At 38.7% G+C, this 18,629-nt stretch carries 15 protein-coding genes; 10 read left to right on the top strand and 5 right to left on the bottom strand.

Annotated features, from left to right (window positions below; translation table 11 throughout):
* The first annotated feature begins 30 nt into the window (after positions 1-30).
* The 8 genes from A1704_RS00545 to A1704_RS00510 all read left to right on the top strand — a co-directional run bounded on the left by A1704_RS00545 (position 31) and on the right by A1704_RS00510 (position 12,066).
* A complete protein-coding gene (locus A1704_RS00545) occupies positions 31-1,269 on the top strand; it encodes a sulfate adenylyltransferase subunit 1 (RefSeq protein WP_062669444.1) in 1,239 nt (412 codons plus the stop codon).
* Between the two features lie 5 nt (positions 1,270-1,274).
* On the top strand, positions 1,275-2,105 hold the full coding sequence (epsC, locus tag A1704_RS00540; RefSeq protein ID WP_062669442.1) for a serine O-acetyltransferase EpsC: 831 nt from the start codon (positions 1,275-1,277) through the stop codon (positions 2,103-2,105).
* A gap of 26 nt (positions 2,106-2,131) precedes the next feature.
* Positions 2,132-3,043 (top strand): cysteine synthase A, encoded by a 912-nt coding sequence (gene cysK / locus A1704_RS00535; RefSeq protein ID WP_062669440.1) that lies wholly within the window; start codon positions 2,132-2,134, stop codon positions 3,041-3,043.
* Between the two features lie 23 nt (positions 3,044-3,066).
* Positions 3,067-3,912, top strand: coding sequence for a uroporphyrinogen-III C-methyltransferase (gene cobA, locus A1704_RS00530; RefSeq protein ID WP_062669438.1), 846 nt, complete (start codon positions 3,067-3,069; stop codon positions 3,910-3,912).
* Positions 3,902-5,614, top strand: coding sequence for a diflavin oxidoreductase (locus A1704_RS00525; protein WP_062669436.1), 1,713 nt, complete (start codon positions 3,902-3,904; stop codon positions 5,612-5,614). Before cobA ends, A1704_RS00525 begins: the two co-directional genes overlap by 11 nt.
* A 31-nt stretch (positions 5,615-5,645) precedes the next feature.
* Positions 5,646-7,322 carry an NADPH-dependent assimilatory sulfite reductase hemoprotein subunit gene (locus tag A1704_RS00520; protein ID WP_062669434.1) on the top strand — a complete coding sequence of 559 codons (1,677 nt, stop codon included), beginning with the start codon at positions 5,646-5,648 and terminating at the stop codon, positions 7,320-7,322.
* A 344-nt stretch (positions 7,323-7,666) separates the two neighbouring features.
* Entirely contained in the window at positions 7,667-10,543 is a 2,877-nt protein-coding gene (locus A1704_RS00515; protein WP_062669432.1) for a TonB-dependent receptor, read from the top strand.
* A gap of 5 nt (positions 10,544-10,548) precedes the next feature.
* Entirely contained in the window at positions 10,549-12,066 is a 1,518-nt protein-coding gene (locus A1704_RS00510) for a TSUP family transporter (RefSeq protein ID WP_062669430.1), read from the top strand.
* Between the two features lie 461 nt (positions 12,067-12,527).
* Here the strand turns inward: A1704_RS00510 and A1704_RS00505 are convergent, their stop codons facing one another.
* From A1704_RS00505 to A1704_RS00480, 5 genes are all read right to left on the bottom strand, one after another.
* Positions 12,528-13,217, bottom strand: a complete 690-nt coding sequence (locus A1704_RS00505; protein WP_238590558.1) for a type 1 glutamine amidotransferase domain-containing protein — start codon at positions 13,215-13,217, stop codon at positions 12,528-12,530.
* 7 nt (positions 13,218-13,224) lie between these two features.
* Entirely contained in the window at positions 13,225-14,133 is a 909-nt protein-coding gene (locus A1704_RS00500; protein WP_062671506.1) for a helix-turn-helix domain-containing protein, read from the bottom strand.
* Positions 14,134-14,254: 121 nt separating this feature from the next.
* Positions 14,255-15,190 (bottom strand): NAD-dependent epimerase/dehydratase family protein, encoded by a 936-nt coding sequence (locus A1704_RS00495; protein ID WP_062669428.1) that lies wholly within the window; start codon positions 15,188-15,190, stop codon positions 14,255-14,257.
* 455 nt (positions 15,191-15,645) lie between these two features.
* A complete protein-coding gene (locus A1704_RS00485) occupies positions 15,646-16,125 on the bottom strand; it encodes a DoxX family protein (protein ID WP_082798673.1) in 480 nt (159 codons plus the stop codon).
* Between the two features lie 56 nt (positions 16,126-16,181).
* A complete protein-coding gene (locus tag A1704_RS00480; RefSeq protein WP_062671502.1) occupies positions 16,182-17,162 on the bottom strand; it encodes a polysaccharide deacetylase family protein in 981 nt (326 codons plus the stop codon).
* Between the two features lie 90 nt (positions 17,163-17,252).
* On the opposite strand from A1704_RS00480, the gene A1704_RS00475 reads away from it, so the two are divergent.
* On the top strand, positions 17,253-18,098 hold the full coding sequence (locus A1704_RS00475; RefSeq protein WP_062669424.1) for an AraC family transcriptional regulator: 846 nt from the start codon (positions 17,253-17,255) through the stop codon (positions 18,096-18,098).
* Positions 18,099-18,156: 58 nt separating this feature from the next.
* Complete coding sequence (locus A1704_RS00470; protein WP_062669422.1) at positions 18,157-18,618, top strand: NUDIX hydrolase; 462 nt, start codon at positions 18,157-18,159, stop codon at positions 18,616-18,618.
* Positions 18,619-18,629: the final 11 nt, after the last annotated feature.

Below are 18,629 nucleotides of genomic sequence, written 5' to 3'. Positions count from 1 at the left end.
TTATCACTTATCATTTATAATTACAATCGGATGGATATATTAAGATTTATAACAGCAGGAAGCGTGGATGACGGTAAAAGTACCCTTATCGGCAGACTGCTTTACGATAGCAAAAGTATTTTGCAGGACCAGTTGGAAGTCCTTGAAAAACATTCTAAAAACAAAAATGAAGACGGAGTAGACCTTGCTCTTTTAACAGATGGTCTGCGTGCAGAAAGAGAACAGGGAATCACCATTGATGTTGCCTACCGCTATTTTTCAACGGCAAAAAGAAAATTTATCATCGCCGATGCTCCCGGTCATGTACAATATACCCGGAATATGATCACCGGAGCATCCAACTCAGATCTGATGGTTATTCTGATTGATGCACGAAAAGGCGTGATTGAACAAACCAGAAGACATTCCATCATCGCCTCTTTATTACAATTAAAGAAAGTAGCTGTAGCCATTAATAAAATGGATATGGTAGATTATTCGGCAGAAGTTTTTGAAAATATAAAATCAGAATATGCAAAAATTGCAGAAAATCTTGGACTGAATGATGTAAGTTATTTCCCGATCTCTGCATTAAAAGGAGATAATATTGTTTCAAAATCTTCCAGAACAGACTGGTATGAAGGAAATTCTTTACTGGAATATCTTGAAGAAGTAACGATCAATGAAGAAAAAAATAACGGAAGCCGTTTTCAGGTTCAGTACGTGATTCGTCCTCAAACCGAAGAACTGCATGATTACAGAGGATATGCCGGACAAATATTAAGCGGAAAGTTCACCAAAGGAGATAAAATCCATATACTTCCTGCAAACCTGGCCACTGAAATCACCAAAATTGAGATCAATGGCATTGAAAAAGAAGAAGCCTTTGAAGGCCAGCCAGCCGTTATTCATCTTGCTCATGACGTTGATATCAGCCGTGGAGATCTTTTTGCCACGGAAGAACATATTCCGGCCGTTGAAAAAGATCTTGAAATTCTTTTATGCTGGCTGGATCAGAAACCGCTGCAGCCAGGAAACAAATACCTTTTGCAGCAAAACAGCAGACTGATAAAAGCAGTAGTAAAAGAGGTTGATTACAAGATCAATGTGAATACTCTTATCAGGGAACAGGCCGATGGAGAGATTAAACTGAATGAAATTGTGAAAGTTACCCTGCGAACGGCACAGCCTTTGGTCTATGACAGCTTTACCAATAACAAAACAACGGGCTCTGCCATTCTGGTGGATGAAACGTCCAATTCAACGGTAGCAGCCTGTATAATTCAATAGAAAAAATGGCAATTTCCGATCAATTAACAGAGAGAATTCATCAGACTAAGCAAAACAGTATTCATGGATTCTTTGATAAAATAAAGACTAAAAAGTGGGTGAAGGATTTGTATGAAACACTTTTCCTTCCTCAGCATGACAATACTGAAGATGAGCTGAAAAGAAATTTTGAGGCTCTGCAGGAAACACTTTCAGAACTTATCAATACGGTAACAGGAGATAAAACCCTTACTGAAAAACAGGTTAATCGGTTTTTTGAAGCTTTACCAGAAATTTATGATCAGCTAGTGCTGGATGCAAAATCCATTCTGGAATTTGATCCTGCTGCTGACTCACTGGAAGAAGTATACCTGGCATATCCCGGCTTTTTTGCCACGTATGTCTATCGTATCTCGCATCAGCTCTGGAGTCAGGAAGTGAAAATTTTACCAAGGGTCATCTCAGAATATGCCCACAGCAAAACCGGAATTGATATTCATCCGGGAGCTACCATTGGAAAGTCTTTTTTTATTGATCACGGAACAGGAATTGTGATCGGAGAAACAACGGTTATCGGAAACAATGTCAAAATCTATCAGGGAGTAACCCTCGGAGCCTTGAATGTTTCCAAAGAAAAAGCCCATCAGAAAAGACATCCCAATATTGAAGATGATGTGATTATCTATTCGGGAGCTACTATTCTGGGAGGCGAAACTACCATAGGCAGAGAAAGTATTATCGGAGGAAATGTCTGGGTTACACAGGATGTTCCTGCCAATTCTCTGGTGTACCACAAAAGTGAAATAAAAATAAAGGATAATTCTTCATTACCGGAATCATTAACCTTTGTGATTTAAAAAGCAAAAATAAAAAGTATATAGATATGAAATTTCAGAATGCACTAGAAACGATTGGGAATACACCCGTCGTGAAAATCAACAAACTCTTCGGTTCAGATCATGAAGTCTGGATCAAACTTGAAAAAAACAATCCGGGAGGAAGCATTAAAGACAGAATCGGACTGGCGATGATTGAAGATGCAGAAACCAAAGGATTATTAAATAAAGACAGCGTCATCATAGAACCTACCAGCGGAAATACAGGAATAGGTCTTGCTTTGGTGGCTGCCGTAAAAGGATATAAACTGATCCTTGTGATGCCTGAAAGCATGAGTATAGAGCGCCGTAAAATTATGGAAGCCTACGGAGCAGAATTTGTGCTTACTCCAAGAGAAAAAGGAATGAAGGGCGCTATCGAGAAAGCTAATGAACTGGCTGAAGAAACACCCAATTCATGGATTCCAAGACAGTTTGATAATCCTGCCAATGTAAAAGTTCATGTTGAGACGACTGCTCAGGAAATTTTAAAAGATTTCCCGGATGGTCTGGACTATATCATTACCGGAGTAGGAACCGGAGGTCATATCACCGGAATTGCAAAAGTGGTCAAAGAAAAATATCCAAACGTAAAAGTTTTCGCCGTAGAACCGGAATTATCTCCTGTTTTAAGCGGAGGAAACCCGGCACCACATCCATTGCAGGGATTGGGAGCAGGTTTTGTTCCTTCCATTCTGGATATTACCCTTTTAGACGGAGTGATTACAGTAGGCAAAGAAGAAGCTTATGAATATGCCCTTAACGCAGCTAAAAAAGAAGGTCTTTTTGTCGGAGTTTCCACAGGAGCCGCTTTAGCAGCCATCGCCAAACATTTACCGGAAATACCACCTAACGCTAAAATCCTGACAATTAATTACGATACCGGAGAGAGATATCTGTCGGTAGAAGGACTTTTCTAATTCCTTAATTAACAACTACTTCAATGAAAACAAATATAAAATCACCAAAGGTCTTCCTTATCGGTGCAGGGCCCGGCAACCCTGAACTGATCACTGTAAAAGCTGTAAAAGCAATCGCAGAAGCAGACGTTGTTTTATGCGATCGTCTTGTAAGTCCTGAGATTCTGGAAACCTACGTCAATAAAGACACAGAAATTATTTATGTAGGGAAAGAATGCAGCAAAAATGCTTCCACCCCTCAGTCTCATATCAATACTTTAATGGTGGAATATGCCCGCCAGAATAAAACCATCGTAAGACTCAAAGGAGGGGATGTTTCCATATTCTCGAATATTCTGGATGAGTTACAGGCTTTAAAAGAAAATCATATTCCTTACGAAATCATTCCGGGAATTACAGCCGCTTTAGGTGCGGCAGCATTTGCAGGGATGCCTTTAACGGCCAGAGGATATTCCACATCCGTTCGTTTTCTGACGTACTATAAATCAGAGATTGTAACTGAAGAGTACTGGAAAGAACTTGCTCTCACCAATGATACCCTTGTTTTCTATATGTCTAAAGGAAATCTTACTCCTCTTGTGGAAAAGCTGAAAGCACTTCAGATTTCAGGTGATAAAAAAATTGCAGTCATTGAACAGGCAACAACGCCTTTTCAGAAGGTGTACACGTCATCATTTGATGATTTTAACGAAAAATTCGGAGACAAAAACTTTGCTTCCCCTTCTTTGGTTGTGGTTGGCAAAATCGTCAATCTGCATGAAGAATTTTCATGGCTTGAAAATGCCGAGCAGGAAGGTCTTTATTTTAAATCAGTAGAAAACGGAAGTCTAATCCCTACTACTCAAAATTTCTTTGAATATGCTGTCTGAATCTAAATTAAATGTATTAAAACAAATCTCCGGAGACCTATCCAGAGACGAAGCCATCTGGGCAAGCGGATATCTTGCGGGTATTGCCGGAGGTTCATCAATTACAGCCGTTCTGCCACCACTGGAAACAAATACTACTACACAGAATGCTGTAAAGAAAATAACACTGGCTTACGGTACAGAAACCGGAAACAGCAAAAAACTGGCTACTGCACTGGCCGGTATAATCAAGAAAAAAGGAATTCAGGTAAAACTGGCTGACCTTTCCCAATACAAGCCTAAAGATCTTGCCAAAGAAGAGTTCTTTTTTGTCGTCATCAGTACTCAGGGAGAAGGTGAACCGCCTGCTCTTGCTAAAAAATTCTACGATTATATTCATGAAAATGAAATTGATCTCAGCGGACTTAAATACGGAATTCTGGCACTGGGAGACAGTAGTTATCCTCTGTTTTGCCAGACTGGAGAAGATGTCGATTCACGCTTTGAAATATTAGGTGCCCAGCGTATTATTCCATTGAAAAAGTGTGACATTGATTACGAACAGGAAGCTTCCCACTGGATAGAGCATGTATTTGAAACAGTTAATAAAAATGCGGGGCAGAGTACAAAAAATATTTCAGCCCCAAAAGTTTCCGCCGGAAGAAAAAGATATCAGGGGAAAGTTTCAGCCATTATCAATCTGAACGATATTACCTCAGAAAAAGAAACCTATCATATTGAAATTGAAACAGAAGAAGCGCTTAGTTATCAACCAGGTGCAGCTTTGGGAGTGATCCCTTTCAATTCAAAAGAGGTTGTAGATGAGATTATTACACTCACAGGAATTAATCCTAAAAAACAGGTTGAAACAGCAAAAGTTACAGACACTGTGGAAGAACTACTACTCAAGCATCTTAACATCAGTTACTTACTTAAATCCGTAGTGGCTCAATATGCAAAAATAACAGGGCATTCCATTCCGGAAGTCAGATTAAGCCTTCTTGATCTTCTTAGAATTTATCCTGTAAAAAATGCAGACGAATTTGAAGAAATCTTACAGATATTAACCGCTCAGGCACCACGTCTGTATTCGATTTCTTCCTCTGTGGAAGCTCATGGTGATATGGAAATTCATATTACGGTTGCTAAATCAGAATTCTTTATTGACCATCAGAAACATAATGGGTTATGCAGTGGCTTTCTGAGTGAATTTAAAGAAGGAGAAGAGTTGGAATTTTATATTCAGGAAGCAGGGCATTTCAAATTGCCGGAAGCGGATAAAGATATCATCATGATTGGTCCGGGAACAGGGATTGCGCCCTTCAGGTCATTCCTTTGGGAGCGTGATGCCACAGGTGCAGAAGGAAGAAACTGGCTGTTTTTCGGAGACAGGAATTTTGTATCCGATTTCCTTTACCAGGCAGAGCTGCAGGATTTTCTCAAAACAGGCAGTCTGACTCATTTAGACCTCGCTTTTTCAAGAGATACAGCTGAAAAAGTATATGTTCAGCACAGGTTGGAACAAAAAGCCCAGGAAGTATTTTACTGGCTTGAAGGCGGAGCATCGGTGTATGTATGTGGTGCTAAAGATCCAATGGCCCGTGATGTAGAACAAACGCTTCTCACCATTATCCAGACTGAAGGAAAACGCAGCAAAGATGATGCTGTAACCTACCTGGAAGAAATGGAACTGAGCGGCAGATATGCTAAAGATGTGTATTAAAAAGTAGTCGTAAAAATTAAAGGAAACAATTATGAACAACAATAAAGAGAACCTTTCACCGGTAGAAAAAATTAAAACCGGCAGTAACGGACTCAGAGGAACTTTAAAGGAAAGTCTTGCAGATAACTTCACCGGAGCCATCAGAGAAGATGACCAGACTGTGATCAAATTTCACGGAATGTACCAGCAGGATGACAGAGACCGCAGGGAAGAGCGTGTCTCCAAAAAACTGGAATGGCTGTATTCTTATATGATCAGATTAAGACTTCCCGGTGGTTTTTTAACTCCGGAGCAATGGGTAGGATTGAATGAAACGGCTGAAGATCATTCTACGGGAACGATAAAAGTGACTACCAGGCAAACCATTCAGCTGCATGGTATTTTAAAATCTCATTTAAGACCTACCATTCAAAGTTTCAATCTTCAGCATCTGGATTCGATTGCCGCTTGTGGAGATGTCAACAGAAACGTAACCTGTACAGCCAATCCTTCGGAATCCCCTTTACAGCAGGAAGCCTACGAACTGGCAGGTAAAATCAGTGAAATGTGTCTTCCGAAAACCAAAGCTTATTATGATATCTGGATTGATGATGAACTTCTGGTAGACCGTAAAGCAGAGGAAGATCCTTTGTATCAGGACAGATATCTTCCGAGAAAACTGAAAATTGGAATAGCCGTTCCTCCCAATAACGATGTGGATGTATTCATCAATGATATTGCCTTAATCGCGATTATCGAAAATGATAAAATTGTAGGTTACAATATTGCTGCCGGAGGGGGATTAGGTGCCACTCACGGAAATGAAGCCACGTATGCCCGTCTTGCTTCTATCCTTGGATTTGTGGATACCGAGGAAAAAGTATTGAAAGCCGTGTACGAAATTATCACGGTACAAAGAGACTTCGGTAACAGAAGCGACCGGAAATTATCAAGATTAAAATATACTATTGATAAATTAGGTATCGATCAGTACAGAGCTGAAGTAGAAAAGAGAGCAGGCTTCAGTTTTGAGCCGGCCCGCGAATTTAAGTTTACACAAAGAAAAGACCGTTACGGCTGGATACAGAATCATGAAGGAAAGTGGTTTTACACCGTATTTGTAGAGCATGGAAGAATCCTTGATATTGAAGGATATCCTTTAAAATCGGGACTATTAAAAATTGCACAGACAGGGAAAGCCAATTTCCGTTTTACCTGCAACCAAAACCTTATTCTTGCTGATATTGATGAAGAAGATAAGCCTGAAATCGAAGGTATTTTAAAAGAGCACGGAATTTCAGAACATACCGACAGAGCAAGTGCTTTACGTAAAAACTCTGTTGCATGCGTAGCCTTGAACACCTGTTCACTGGCTCTGGCGGAGGCCCAACGTTATCTGCCTTCCCTGGTCACCAAAATAGAACCTATCCTTGAAAAATATGGTTTGTTGGAAGAAGATATCACGATCCGTATGACAGGTTGTCCCAATGGCTGTGGAAGATCTCCCAATGCTGAAATCGGATTTGTAGGTACAGCTTATGGGAAATATAATCTTCACATTGGGGGAGACCGCTTAGGAATGCGACTGAATACAAAATTTAAAGAAAATATTGGTGAAGAAGAAATTCTGACCACTCTGGATGAACTTTTCGCGATTTACGTACAGAAAAGACTTGCAGAGGAAACATTTGGTGATTTTTCATACCGTTACTTACATACCTTAAATTAATTATATGACTAATTTTCATTATGATCTGAAAAAAAACAAAAAAACTCAACCTCTTCATTTAAGCGGACGAATGTGTATGTGTTGTTGATTCTCAAATAACAATACAAACAAAGCTGTTTGAAATAGTAAGGCATCTTAGTTCACCACTTAATAAATCAAACCATTAAGGAATTAAAGTTATTAAGTAAAGTTAAGGTAAAATCATATGATTTTTTAAGACCTGTTCTTTAGTGCGAAACATTCTTAAATACCTTAAAATCTTATCAACTCTTAATGGTTTAAAAACTTTATGTTTTATTTAAAAATTCAGGCAGCTTCATTCTCAACCTAAAAAATGAAGAAAAATGAAAAACAAAAAGCAGGGAAATTTTCTACCAAAAGCAGGCATTATTGCATTTACATTTCTATTTTTTAACCTGGCAGAAGCTCAGCAGCAGCTTATAGAACTTAGCGGAAGCATCAAAAATACAGATACACGAAAAGGTCTTGACTCCGTAAAAGTACAGATCGAAAATACACAGGATAACGCATTCACGGATCAGTTGGGTAACTTCAAAATCAGAACAAGAGTTACCATTCCATTCCGGGTGGTTGTTCAGAAAGATGGTTTTAGCAGTCAAACTGTTGAAATCCTTTCGCCTTCCAACAGAATAACGATAGGCTTAAACCCTCAGAATACCATTATTGATGATGTGGTAATTTCTGCCTCCAGAGTTCCGGAAAAAATATTAAGATCTCCGATCGCTATTGAAAAAATTGATATCAAAACCATCAGGGAAAGTCCGGCTGCTTCGTTTTATGAAACCCTGGAAAATGTAAAAGGACTACAGCTTTTAACCTCAAGCCTTACGTTGAAAATTCCTAATTCAAGAGGTTTTAATTCGCCCAATAATTTCCGGTTCATGCAGCTGGTAGATGGAGTAGATGTACAGTCGGCAACCTTGGGAGTGCCGCTGGGAAATGCTATAGGACCTACAGAACTGGATATTCAATCTATGGAAGTAACTCCGGGAGCGGCTTCTGCATTGTACGGAATGAATGCCATCAACGGACTGGCAAGTTTACAGACCAAAGATCCGTTTACCTCTGAAGGGATAAGTGTTTATTTCCGTGGCGGAGTAAATCATGTAGACAATGTCAATCATAAAATAAGTTCTCTGGGAGAAAGTGCCATTCGTTTTGCAAAGGTGATCAATAAGAACTTTGCTGTTAAAGTTAATGCCTCTTACTTCAGTGGAACAGACTGGGTTTCCAATAATCTGACAGATCAGAATCCAGGTTCATTGGTAACAGCCAATCCTAACTTTGCTTTGGCTAACAATCCGGCTGAAGATCTTTGGAATAAATACGGTGATGAAAGAAACAACCGTGTAGCTGTAAAAGTAGATTACAACGGAAAACCAACCACATTCAACGTTTCCCGGACAGGATATCTGGAAAAAGATCTGGTAAGCCCTGACGTGAAAAATATCAAGTTCGATGCAGGTTTATATTATCGTTTCGGAGATCAGTGGAGAACATCTTATGTGTATCGCTACGGCTTGCTGGACGGAACTTTCCAGAGAGGGAATAAAATCCGTTTGCAGAATGCCACAGTTCAGAACCATAAAGTAGAACTGACAGGAAGAGAATTAACCTTCAGAGCTTATGTATCCATAGAAAATACAGGAGATTCTTATAATCTCAAACCTTTGGCAGATAATCTTGATCTGACGAATCTTTCCAATGCCAACTGGAAAAATATATTCCAGACCGCACTTCAGAACAGTCTGAATGCCGGAACCAATCTTAATGATGCTTTCATCCTTGCCCGTCGGGAAGCCGACAAAAACAGGGTAGTACCGGGAACTGCTGCTTTCGAACAGTTGAAAAATACCATCGTCGGAATTAATAACTGGGATTCGGCCAATGGAGGCGTAGCAGGAGCTCCGGCAACAGGAGGAGCCAAGCTTGAACAGAAATCCCGCTTTTATCAGGGGGAACTGACCTATGATTTCAGCAGGTTTGTGAAGATATTCAACCTTCTTGCAGGAGTAGATTACCGTTTGTACAGCATTACTCCGGATGGAAATAACTTTGTTGATTTTAACCGTCCCGTGAATGAAAGAAACATTCCTTTAGCCAATGGTACTTTCGGAAAAGATGTTATCTATCAGAAATATGGGGCTTTTGCACAGATTACCAGGCTTTTCTTCGATGATAAAGTAAAAATTAATGCCGCTTTACGGATCGACAGAAACCCGGAATTTGAAGCCAAACTAAATCCAAGAATAAGTGTAGTGTATTCCCCAGTAAAACAGCATAATTTCCGGGCCTCTTTTCAAAACGGCTATCGTTTTCCATCTTTATTTGAAGCCCTTTCATTCGTGAATAACGGAAATGTAAGAAGAGTAGGCGGACTTTCAAAAGTGAATGATGGATTAGGCTATCTGGAAAACTCTTATACGCTGGCATCCATCGATAAATTTACCTCAGCAGTAAACGCTGATGTTGACGCAGGAAAAACCCAGGCTCAGGCAGCCCAGGATAATAAGCAACTTTTAGCGGTAGCCAATCTGCAGAAGTTACAGCCGGAGAAAATCAATTCGTTTGAAGTAGGGTACAAATCTACTTTTTTCAATAATAAACTGGTGTTGGACTGGGATTTTTATTACAATATCTACCAAGGATTCCTTGGGCAGGTAGAAGTAGCCGTTCCTAAAAACAGCCAAGTAGGAAGCAATGCAGCCGTGCTGGCAATGCTCGACAGAAGTAAACAGGACCGATACAGGGTTTATACCAACAGCAACAGTACCTACAAAAGCTACGGAACATCTTTAGGAATCCGATATAATATCACAGGAAATTACAATATCAACACCAATGTTTCCTATAATGATCTGGCTTCCAACAATTCTTCAGACCTGTTTATTACAGCTTTCAACACTCCGAAATGGATGGTAAATGTAAGCTTGGGAAACAGAGAGATTGTTAAAAATATAGGATTTACTCTTGTAGCCAGATGGCAGAGCGGTTTTATGTGGGAAAGTCCTTTAGCATCCGGAGAAATTCCCGCTTATTACACCATTGATGCACAGGCAACATGGAAGCTTCCTGAAATCCGTGCAAATATTAAAATAGGTGCTACCAATCTGCTGAACCGCCGTTACTTCCAGTATGCAGCAGGTCCTGAAATCGGAGGACTGTATTATCTCGCTTTTACGTATGACTTAAAACTGTAATCAGGATGAGCAATTCTTTATATCCCATATTTTTAAAACTTGAAAACCTGTCGCTTCTGATCATTGGCGGCGGCAAGGTTGCCCTTGAAAAACTGGAATCTGTTCTAGGCAATTCACCGGAAACATCCATCAAACTGGTAGCCAAAGAAATCATTCCGGAGGTCAGAACTTTACAAAACCAGTTTTCCAATATAACACTTCATGAGAGAGCATATCATGACCACGATTTTAATGGTACTGATCTGGCCATTATTGCAGTAAATGATGTTGAACTGGCCGGAGAAATCAGAGAAAAAGCCCAGCAAAAAAGTGTACTGGTCAATATTGCGGATAAACCTGATTTGTGTGATTTTTATTTAGGATCTATTGTTAAAAAGGGAAGTCTTAAAATAGCTATTTCCACCAATGGAAAATCTCCAACCATCGCTAAAAGATTAAGAGAAACCTTTACCGAAGTGATTCCTGACGAAATGGATCATGTATTGGACAATATGCAGCATATCCGTAATCAACTGACAGGCGATTTCGATTATAAAGTAAAAGAACTTAATAAGATTACAACAGAATATCTGTCCGACGGAAAAGCTGCTGCAAAACCGGATATGGAAATTCAAAAGCTGATCAGTATCACCAAAACAGCCCAGAGAAAAGCCAATATTTATCTGGCCATCATTGGTGTTTTACTTCTTTTCGGGTTATTTGGCCTTGTCGTGTATCAGTTTAATTTATCTGATGATATTCAGCATTTTCTGAATAAAGATGGCCATATTTTTTACTGGATGCTGTTTGCGGGCTTTATGGCAGAAATTGTCGCCGGATCTATGGGAATGGGCTATGGAGTGATATGTACTACAATCCTTTTACTGCTGAATGTCCCGCCTCCCGTTGTAAGCGCAAGTATTCATTCCGCAGAATCTTTTACCACGGCGGCCGGGAGTTTCAGTCATTATAAATTGGGAAATGTGAATAAAAAAATGGTCTGGGTGCTGTTTCCATTGGCTATTGTGGGTTCTGTTATCGGAGCTTTAACACTGTCTCATTATGGTGAACATTATGCTCACATCGTAAAACCAATTATTGCCTGCTACACGCTCTATCTTGGAATTAATATCTTAAACAATGCATTTAAAGATAAAAAAACCGGACAAGCGAAAGCCAAACGCAGAACCAATCTCAGAATATTAGGATTGGCAGGCGGCTTCATAGATTCTTTTGCCGGCGGCGGCTGGGGACCTTTGGTAACCGGAACGCTGATCAAAGAGGGAAGGATTCCCCGATATGTAGTGGGAAGTTCTACCGTTGCAAAGTTTTTACTAACCATTACCAGTGCTATTACCTTTATTTTTACGATAGGTATCCACCATTGGAATATTGTTTTGGGGCTTTTGCTGGGAGGTGTTTTTACCGCTCCGTTTTCTGCAATGCTTACGGCAAAACTTCCGACAAAGAAAATGTTTGTGGTGGTAGGAATGGTGGTTATTGCCATGAGCCTTATTACGATAACAAAATCGATCTTCTCATAAGAACAAATATAAAAACAGTAAAAAAGTATTAAACGCAGAGATTTTAATGTTTACTTTATTTTGAGGCATCAGGGGGGAAATTAATGATGCAGTGTATTGACACTATCATTACTCATTTTTAGTAAGAATCTGAAACCATTAAAACTTTGCGTTTTTTTATTTTTTTTAAACTACATATAAAATGTTTTTGGAAAACGCAAAGACGCAACATGATTAATAAAAAACTGCTGTAAGGCGCAAGGATTTTATCTCCGATAAAATTAAATATAGGATACCATAGTCTCTCATCAATTATTTAGATTTCGCAATTGATTCTTTTTGAGCGCATGTATAGCCAAACCTTCATCAGCGACATAGTCGCTACCATTTGCTCACTTTATTAAAAAGCTTACTTTTTTAAGCTTTGCGTTTTACTTTTCACTTTATCTTACAACATATATTGTACTTTCAATCCCCGCTCTTTATTTTTCAAGCTCACGAATTACTACTTTAGCCATTTCTTTAGAACTGAAAGGATTTTGCCCTGTAATCAAATGTCCATCAACAATAACGTTGGAAGTCATTGGAATAAATGCTTTTTTGTAATGTACGTCCCGTTCTTTAAGAGCGGCTTCCAGGTTAAAAGGTACTTCATTTTTTCTTCTGGCCAGGGTTTCTTCAAACCAGTCAAATCCAGTAATCGATTTACCTTTAATCATATATGCTCCTCCTGAAAGCCTTACATTCAGCAATCCTCCAACTCCATGGCAGATTGCAGCAACCATCTTATTATTTTCATACTGATCTCTGAGTATAGTCTGTAAAGTAGTATTATCAGGGAAATCATACATCGTTCCATGTCCGCCGGCAAGATAAATGCAGTCGAAAGATTCATTCTTTACCTCATTGAGACTTTTTGTAAGGGCCAGTTCATTCATGAATTCAGGATCTTCATAATATTTTTTTGAAATTCCATCAAGGACCAGAGGTTTCAGGCTTTCGGGGTCAACAGGAGTATTTCCTCCTTTTGGAGAAGCTATGGTGATCTGCCATCCTTTCTCCTTTGCCGCATGATATATATGGGTAAGCTCGCTCAGCCATAAACCTGTTTTAAAGTTACCACTGGCATACTGATCTATATTTGTTACGATTAGCAATATTTTTTTCATCATGATACGATTAATTAAAAGATTTTCTGAATTCTAAAGGTGAAACAGTAGTTTGGTTTTTAAACAAACGGTGAAATGACTGCGGATGTTCAAATCCTAAATTATAAGCAATTTCAGAAACAGATAAAGTAGTAGTGGAAAGCAGTTCTTTGGCCTTTTCAATCACTCTGTTCTGAATATGCTGTTGTGTGGTCTGTCCTGTATGAACTCTTAACATATCACTCAGATAATTGGGGCTGATATTCATCTGAGCTGCCACAAATTGTACAGTAGGAATCCCGTCAATCAGCAGTTTTTCATTTTTAAAATAATCATCCAGTAAAGTTTCAAGCTGTGTCAAAAGATCATGATTCACCTTTTTCCGTGTTAAAAACTGGCGGTTGTAAAATCTGTCGCAGTATTTTAACAGTAAATCAATGTTGGAAACCAGCAAATCCTGGGTGAAACTATCCATGTTGGCTTCTATCTCCCTGCTGATATTATCCATGATATCCGTTACGGATTTTTCTTCCTTTTCGGAGAGATACAAAGCTTCATTAGCAGAATACGAAAAATAACCGTAATTCTTTATGATAGCGGCCAATGGATAACCTTGTAAAAAATCAGGATGAATAACCAGTACACTTCCTCTTACTTCGGAAAGCAGAATATCTTCAAACTGTAATACCTGATGGGGAGCAATAAAATACATGATTCCATCCTCAAAATCATAATAATGCTGTCCGTATTTACATCTCCCTGCACAATCTTTTTTAAGGGAAACCACGTAAAAATCTGTGGTCACAGCACTCAGAACAGTCTTCGGATCTATAGTCACTTCATTAAAATCAAACACACTGATCAAAGGATTAGACGGCCTTTTCAGATTCAGATACCTGTGTAATGCTGTGATGGAGGTTACTTTTTCTGGAGTTTTCATTTTATTCTTTTTTACCACCCCGTCAAAAATTCTTTGAATTTTCGCCACCCCTCCGAAGGAGGGGAATATTTTGTCCTTCGGTTTTGGTGATGGTGTCTCTAAGTTACTTATTTTGATAGGATTATTTTGCGGATTGCTGTTCTTTTTTAATCTGTTCAATTCCCTGTCTGTAAGTAGTTACCGGAAATTCCGGGAATCTCTTTCTGAATTTTGAATCATCAAACAGGTTATCATATTGATATCTGGGAAGCAGTTCTAATAGCTCTTTTGCATTTTTATTGAAAAAGGATCCGATTGAAAAGGCGAGCTTTGGAATAACCGAATATTTCAGTTCTTTCCCATAAACTTCTGAAGCCAGCGCAATGAATTCTTTATAATTCAGCTTATGATCATCTACAGGTAAATGCCATGTCTGTCCGTAAGCATCCGGTGTATTTCCGATCAAAGCAGTGGCACGGCTCGCATCGGGAGTCCAGATCAGGCTTCGTAATTTATCATCTCTTAAAGGGACTTTCAGCTTTTTGTCTTCTTTAATGGCATTAAAAACGAGACTGTTGGTAATACTTTGTGTTTTTCCGGGACCATAAAATTCAGGAGCTCTGCAGATGACTGCTTCTATGGTTCCTGCTTTCATTTCTTTTAAAAGCATTTCGGCCATCTGTTTTCTTACAGTTCCTTTTCTTCCGACAGGATCAAATCGGGTTTGTTCAGTTAAAACTTCATTATTTTGAGGATACATATAGGTGTTATCAAAAAACACGAGCTTGGTACCATTGATTTTACAGGCTTCAATAACATTTTTCATGATGGTCAGAAACTGCTTTTCCCATAAACGGGTATCCATAGGAAGTCCCAGGGTAAAATAAGCGATTTCACTTCCTTTCACAGCTTCAACTGCCTTCTCCCTGTCTGATAAATCTGCGGAAAAAACAGTATCTGTATCATTTACTTTTTTTGTCTTTCTGCTGACGATACGGATATCTGAAGTATAATTCCTTTTCAGTTCTCTTGCCAGCTCTTCACCAATCTGGCCGTTGGCTCCTAATATAGTTTGCATCATTTTTAAATTTTGAGAGTTACCTATTTCACTGAAAATAAACCCAATACTTTCAGTTTCTTTTATTTCTGATACAAAATTCGGGCATAACTATAAAAACAGAGTAACTGAATCTAAGGAAGTTGTAACATAATCTCTGACCAATGTAAAAAAGCAGGAAATAATTTGGCTGAGAAAATAAAAATACAGCATTGAATTCATTTTTAACCACAAAAGGCACAAAAGTTTTAAATACTTCAATTTTTTCAGAGCCTAACATTGTGTGTAATAAGTACACCAAAGTTTTGTGAAAATCAAAGATTTTCATCTTATGTGAACTTTCCAGCGATATCATTTTACCTAAACAAACTTAGGTGTGTTAAAATGAAACCTTTTGTGACTTTTGTGGTTGGATCAAGAGTAAAAAACTTTACAATAATCAGGTATAATTCTTTACTTTTTCAGCCTTACTGTTTTTATTTTCGATCCAAGGCCAGGTAATTATCCTCAATTCTGCTGATCAGAATATAGAACAGGCCTGCATAGATCATCTGAATGCCCATTGCTTCCCAGTTTTCAACAGTACTGCTTCCAAAAAGGAGCAGGATAATCAGAGAAGCTCCGGCCATCGCCGCAATACGGGTTTTAAAACCAATGATCAGCAGAAGGCCGATTGTAAATTCGAGAAATGGGAGAGTGACACCAAACAGGTGCACCAATGGCTGCGGAAGCCAGCTTGTTTCAAAACCCTTCACCATTCCTGATGCAAAGTCCTGCAATTTCACGAGACGAACCAATCCGTGTCCCAAAAGGTTAATTCCCATCGATACACGAAGGAAAAAATAGGCTGTTTTTGTGTTATTCATAAAGGTATTTTTTTTAGGATGGAAACGGGAACCCGGATGCTGGAAGATATAAATCTGCTGTGATTCACTTTTACTGTGTTTTTCAATCATTCTCTAATTTGTTTTTACAGACTTCGATAACTTCCTTCTTCCAGCTTCCAGCTTCCTTACTTATTAAACTTTTCTTCGCTGTTGTCAACCGGAGTATCGGGATCGTTCATCACCATTTTCGCAATATCATCTTTTCTCATAAAGACTACGCCATGCTTTTCTTTGGCATATTTTATAAATTCTTCCATAGCATGCACCATTGCAGGAGTTCCACCGATTCTGTCGTGAAAACTGATACTCATCATTCTCCTTTTGGAAGCTCCTTCTTCATACAAGCGGTCAAATTCAAATTTCAGCTGGGCCAAAAACTGCTCCGGGCTCCAGTGTTTCCCTTCAATATTGACAATATCATTGTTACGAAGCGTATAAGGAACGACTACAAATTTTTTTCCTTTTACTTTAGTTATAAAAGGTTCATCATGGCTTAGATCATCAATATGATACAGAAAACCCAGTTCCTGTAATACTTTAAGTGTATTCGGGCTTCTTCTCAGCCAGTTGGCATTATACCCAACAGCTTTCTGTCCTGTAATCTTTTCTACAACATCCACACCTTTCTTTACGAAATTCAGTTCGTCAGCATAATTTTTATTCCACTGATTATCCCAGGTAAAACCATGAGCTGCAATTTCATGACCTCCGTTTGCAATAGCTTTAGCGACTTCTGGATACTTTTCAGCAGCACTTCCTACTACATGAGAGGTAACTTTAATATCATATTTTTTCCATAAATCCAGCATACGGTAAATTCCTTCATTTCCTCCGTAGCGGTACCAGCTTTCTGCGGGAAGATCCGGCTGTCCCTTGGGAAGAGGAGTTCCACTGAAAGGACTTTCAGCGCCTTCCGGCTGTCCACCGGTTTCAAACTGCATAGAAACAGAAATAACCAATTGAGCACCATTGGGCCAGTATTTTTTTGTTCGGGTCTGTTTTTCATGCTGCTGCTTTTTTTCTGTTTTACCCTTTTCATGATCAGAAAAGGACATCAGAACAATTGCAGAGGCAAGCAGCAATACTGATTGTTTTATATATTTCATTTTGAATGTATTGATAAGGCAAAATTCATCAATAATCCATTGGTATATATTGTAAAAATTAATGGTAAATTTGTAAAAATCCATTCTTCTATGAAACGAATCGTTAATTTCAACTCTTTCAATGTTTTCAGTATTGAAAAGGAAAACTGGGATGTTGAATATCACAATCATAATTTTTATGAATTGATCATCATAGAAAGCGGAAAAGGATTTCATCACCTCAACAGCATTACTTTCCCGTATAAAAAGGGGGATGTATTTCTACTCAGACCAAGTGACGGCCACGAATTTTCAATTAAAAACAAAACGAAATTCATTTATATAAAATTCACAGAACAATATATCTGGGAAAACTTACTGCCCAACAAAAACAATGAACTTAAAAAGGCTGTACAGCTCCTGATGGAAGATCATTCCTTTGTGTATGAATCAGCGATTAAGAGTAAAACAGACAGGGACCATCTTTTACAGCTTGCCCGGATTCTTCTATATGAATTCAGCCATAAAAATACCTATAACAAAGAGATAACTACTGATCTGTTTTCGGGTATCATGACCATTCTTATCCGGAATACGATGCAAAATGCTACTGCAAAAAACCGGCTCACTCAAAATCTAAACAGAATTGAAAAGATTCTGTATTATATCAATGTCAATGCTCTGGATGCTGAAAAAATGAAAATTGAGAACCTGGCTGAAGAATTTATGCTTTCTCCCAATTACATCAGCATTTATATTAAAAAACAGACAGGTTTCTCCATACAACAGCATATCATACAGCATAAGCTGAAGACTGCTGAAAAGCTTTTACTGCAAAGCCATTATAATATCAGTGAAATTGCCGACAGGCTGGGTTTCAATGATGCCAGCCACTTTAATAAAATATTCAAAACGTACAAACAAATTTCACCCTCTCAGTTTAAAAAGAAAGGCTGATCTTATTGATCATCTGATTATATTTTTTTATATCTTTAATAATCAAATCTTTAAACCCATGAAAACAAGTTCCGGGATTCTGCTCTTTAAAAAAGAAAAAGACAGTCTATATTACTTTCTGGTTCATCCCGGCGGCCCTTTCTGGAGAAATAAAGATTCTGGCGCATGGTCTATCCCCAAAGGAGAAATTCTTCCTGATGAAGATCCATTAGTGAGGGCATTAACGGAATTTAAAGAAGAAACAGGTAAAGCAGCAGAAGGCCAATTCATAGAATTATCACCCATCAGACAAAAAGGAGGAAAAACAGTTTATGCATGGGCCCTGGAAGGAGATATTGATACTTCAGGTCTTTACAGCAATAGCTTTCCATTAGAATGGCCACCCAAATCCGGCAAAATAATTGAAATTCCCGAAGTGGACCAATGGGAATGGTTTGCTTCAGAAGAAGCACAAAAACGGATCAATCCGGCACAGAAAGATCTCATCACAGAACTTGAAAGTATATTAAAAAATTACTAACACCTAACAAC

It is taken from the genome of Chryseobacterium cucumeris (genome assembly GCF_001593385.1).
Lineage (GTDB): Bacteria > Bacteroidota > Bacteroidia > Flavobacteriales > Weeksellaceae > Chryseobacterium > Chryseobacterium cucumeris.
The sequence above is the reverse complement of the archived record's forward strand: the minus strand, read 5'-3'. Positions and strand labels throughout refer to the sequence as shown.

Bases quoted from the DNA above. Each gene is read 5' to 3' on its own strand.
- A1704_RS00545 (WP_062669444.1), top strand. From the start codon at position 31: ATGGATATATTAAGATTTATAACAGCAGGAAGCGTGGATGACGGTAAA.
- epsC (WP_062669442.1), top strand. From the start codon at position 1,275: ATGGCAATTTCCGATCAATTAACAGAGAGAATTCATCAGACTAAGCAA.
- cysK (WP_062669440.1), top strand. From the start codon at position 2,132: ATGAAATTTCAGAATGCACTAGAAACGATTGGGAATACACCCGTCGTG.
- cobA (WP_062669438.1), top strand. From the start codon at position 3,067: ATGAAAACAAATATAAAATCACCAAAGGTCTTCCTTATCGGTGCAGGG.
- A1704_RS00525 (WP_062669436.1), top strand. From the start codon at position 3,902: ATGCTGTCTGAATCTAAATTAAATGTATTAAAACAAATCTCCGGAGAC.
- A1704_RS00520 (WP_062669434.1), top strand. From the start codon at position 5,646: ATGAACAACAATAAAGAGAACCTTTCACCGGTAGAAAAAATTAAAACC.
- A1704_RS00515 (WP_062669432.1), top strand. From the start codon at position 7,667: ATGAAAAACAAAAAGCAGGGAAATTTTCTACCAAAAGCAGGCATTATT.
- A1704_RS00510 (WP_062669430.1), top strand. From the start codon at position 10,549: ATGAGCAATTCTTTATATCCCATATTTTTAAAACTTGAAAACCTGTCG.
- A1704_RS00505 (WP_238590558.1), bottom strand. From the start codon at position 13,217: ATGATGAAAAAAATATTGCTAATCGTAACAAATATAGATCAGTATGCC.
- A1704_RS00500 (WP_062671506.1), bottom strand. From the start codon at position 14,133: ATGAAAACTCCAGAAAAAGTAACCTCCATCACAGCATTACACAGGTAT.
- A1704_RS00495 (WP_062669428.1), bottom strand. From the start codon at position 15,190: ATGCAAACTATATTAGGAGCCAACGGCCAGATTGGTGAAGAGCTGGCA.
- A1704_RS00485 (WP_082798673.1), bottom strand. From the start codon at position 16,125: ATGATTGAAAAACACAGTAAAAGTGAATCACAGCAGATTTATATCTTC.
- A1704_RS00480 (WP_062671502.1), bottom strand. From the start codon at position 17,162: ATGAAATATATAAAACAATCAGTATTGCTGCTTGCCTCTGCAATTGTT.
- A1704_RS00475 (WP_062669424.1), top strand. From the start codon at position 17,253: ATGAAACGAATCGTTAATTTCAACTCTTTCAATGTTTTCAGTATTGAA.
- A1704_RS00470 (WP_062669422.1), top strand. From the start codon at position 18,157: ATGAAAACAAGTTCCGGGATTCTGCTCTTTAAAAAAGAAAAAGACAGT.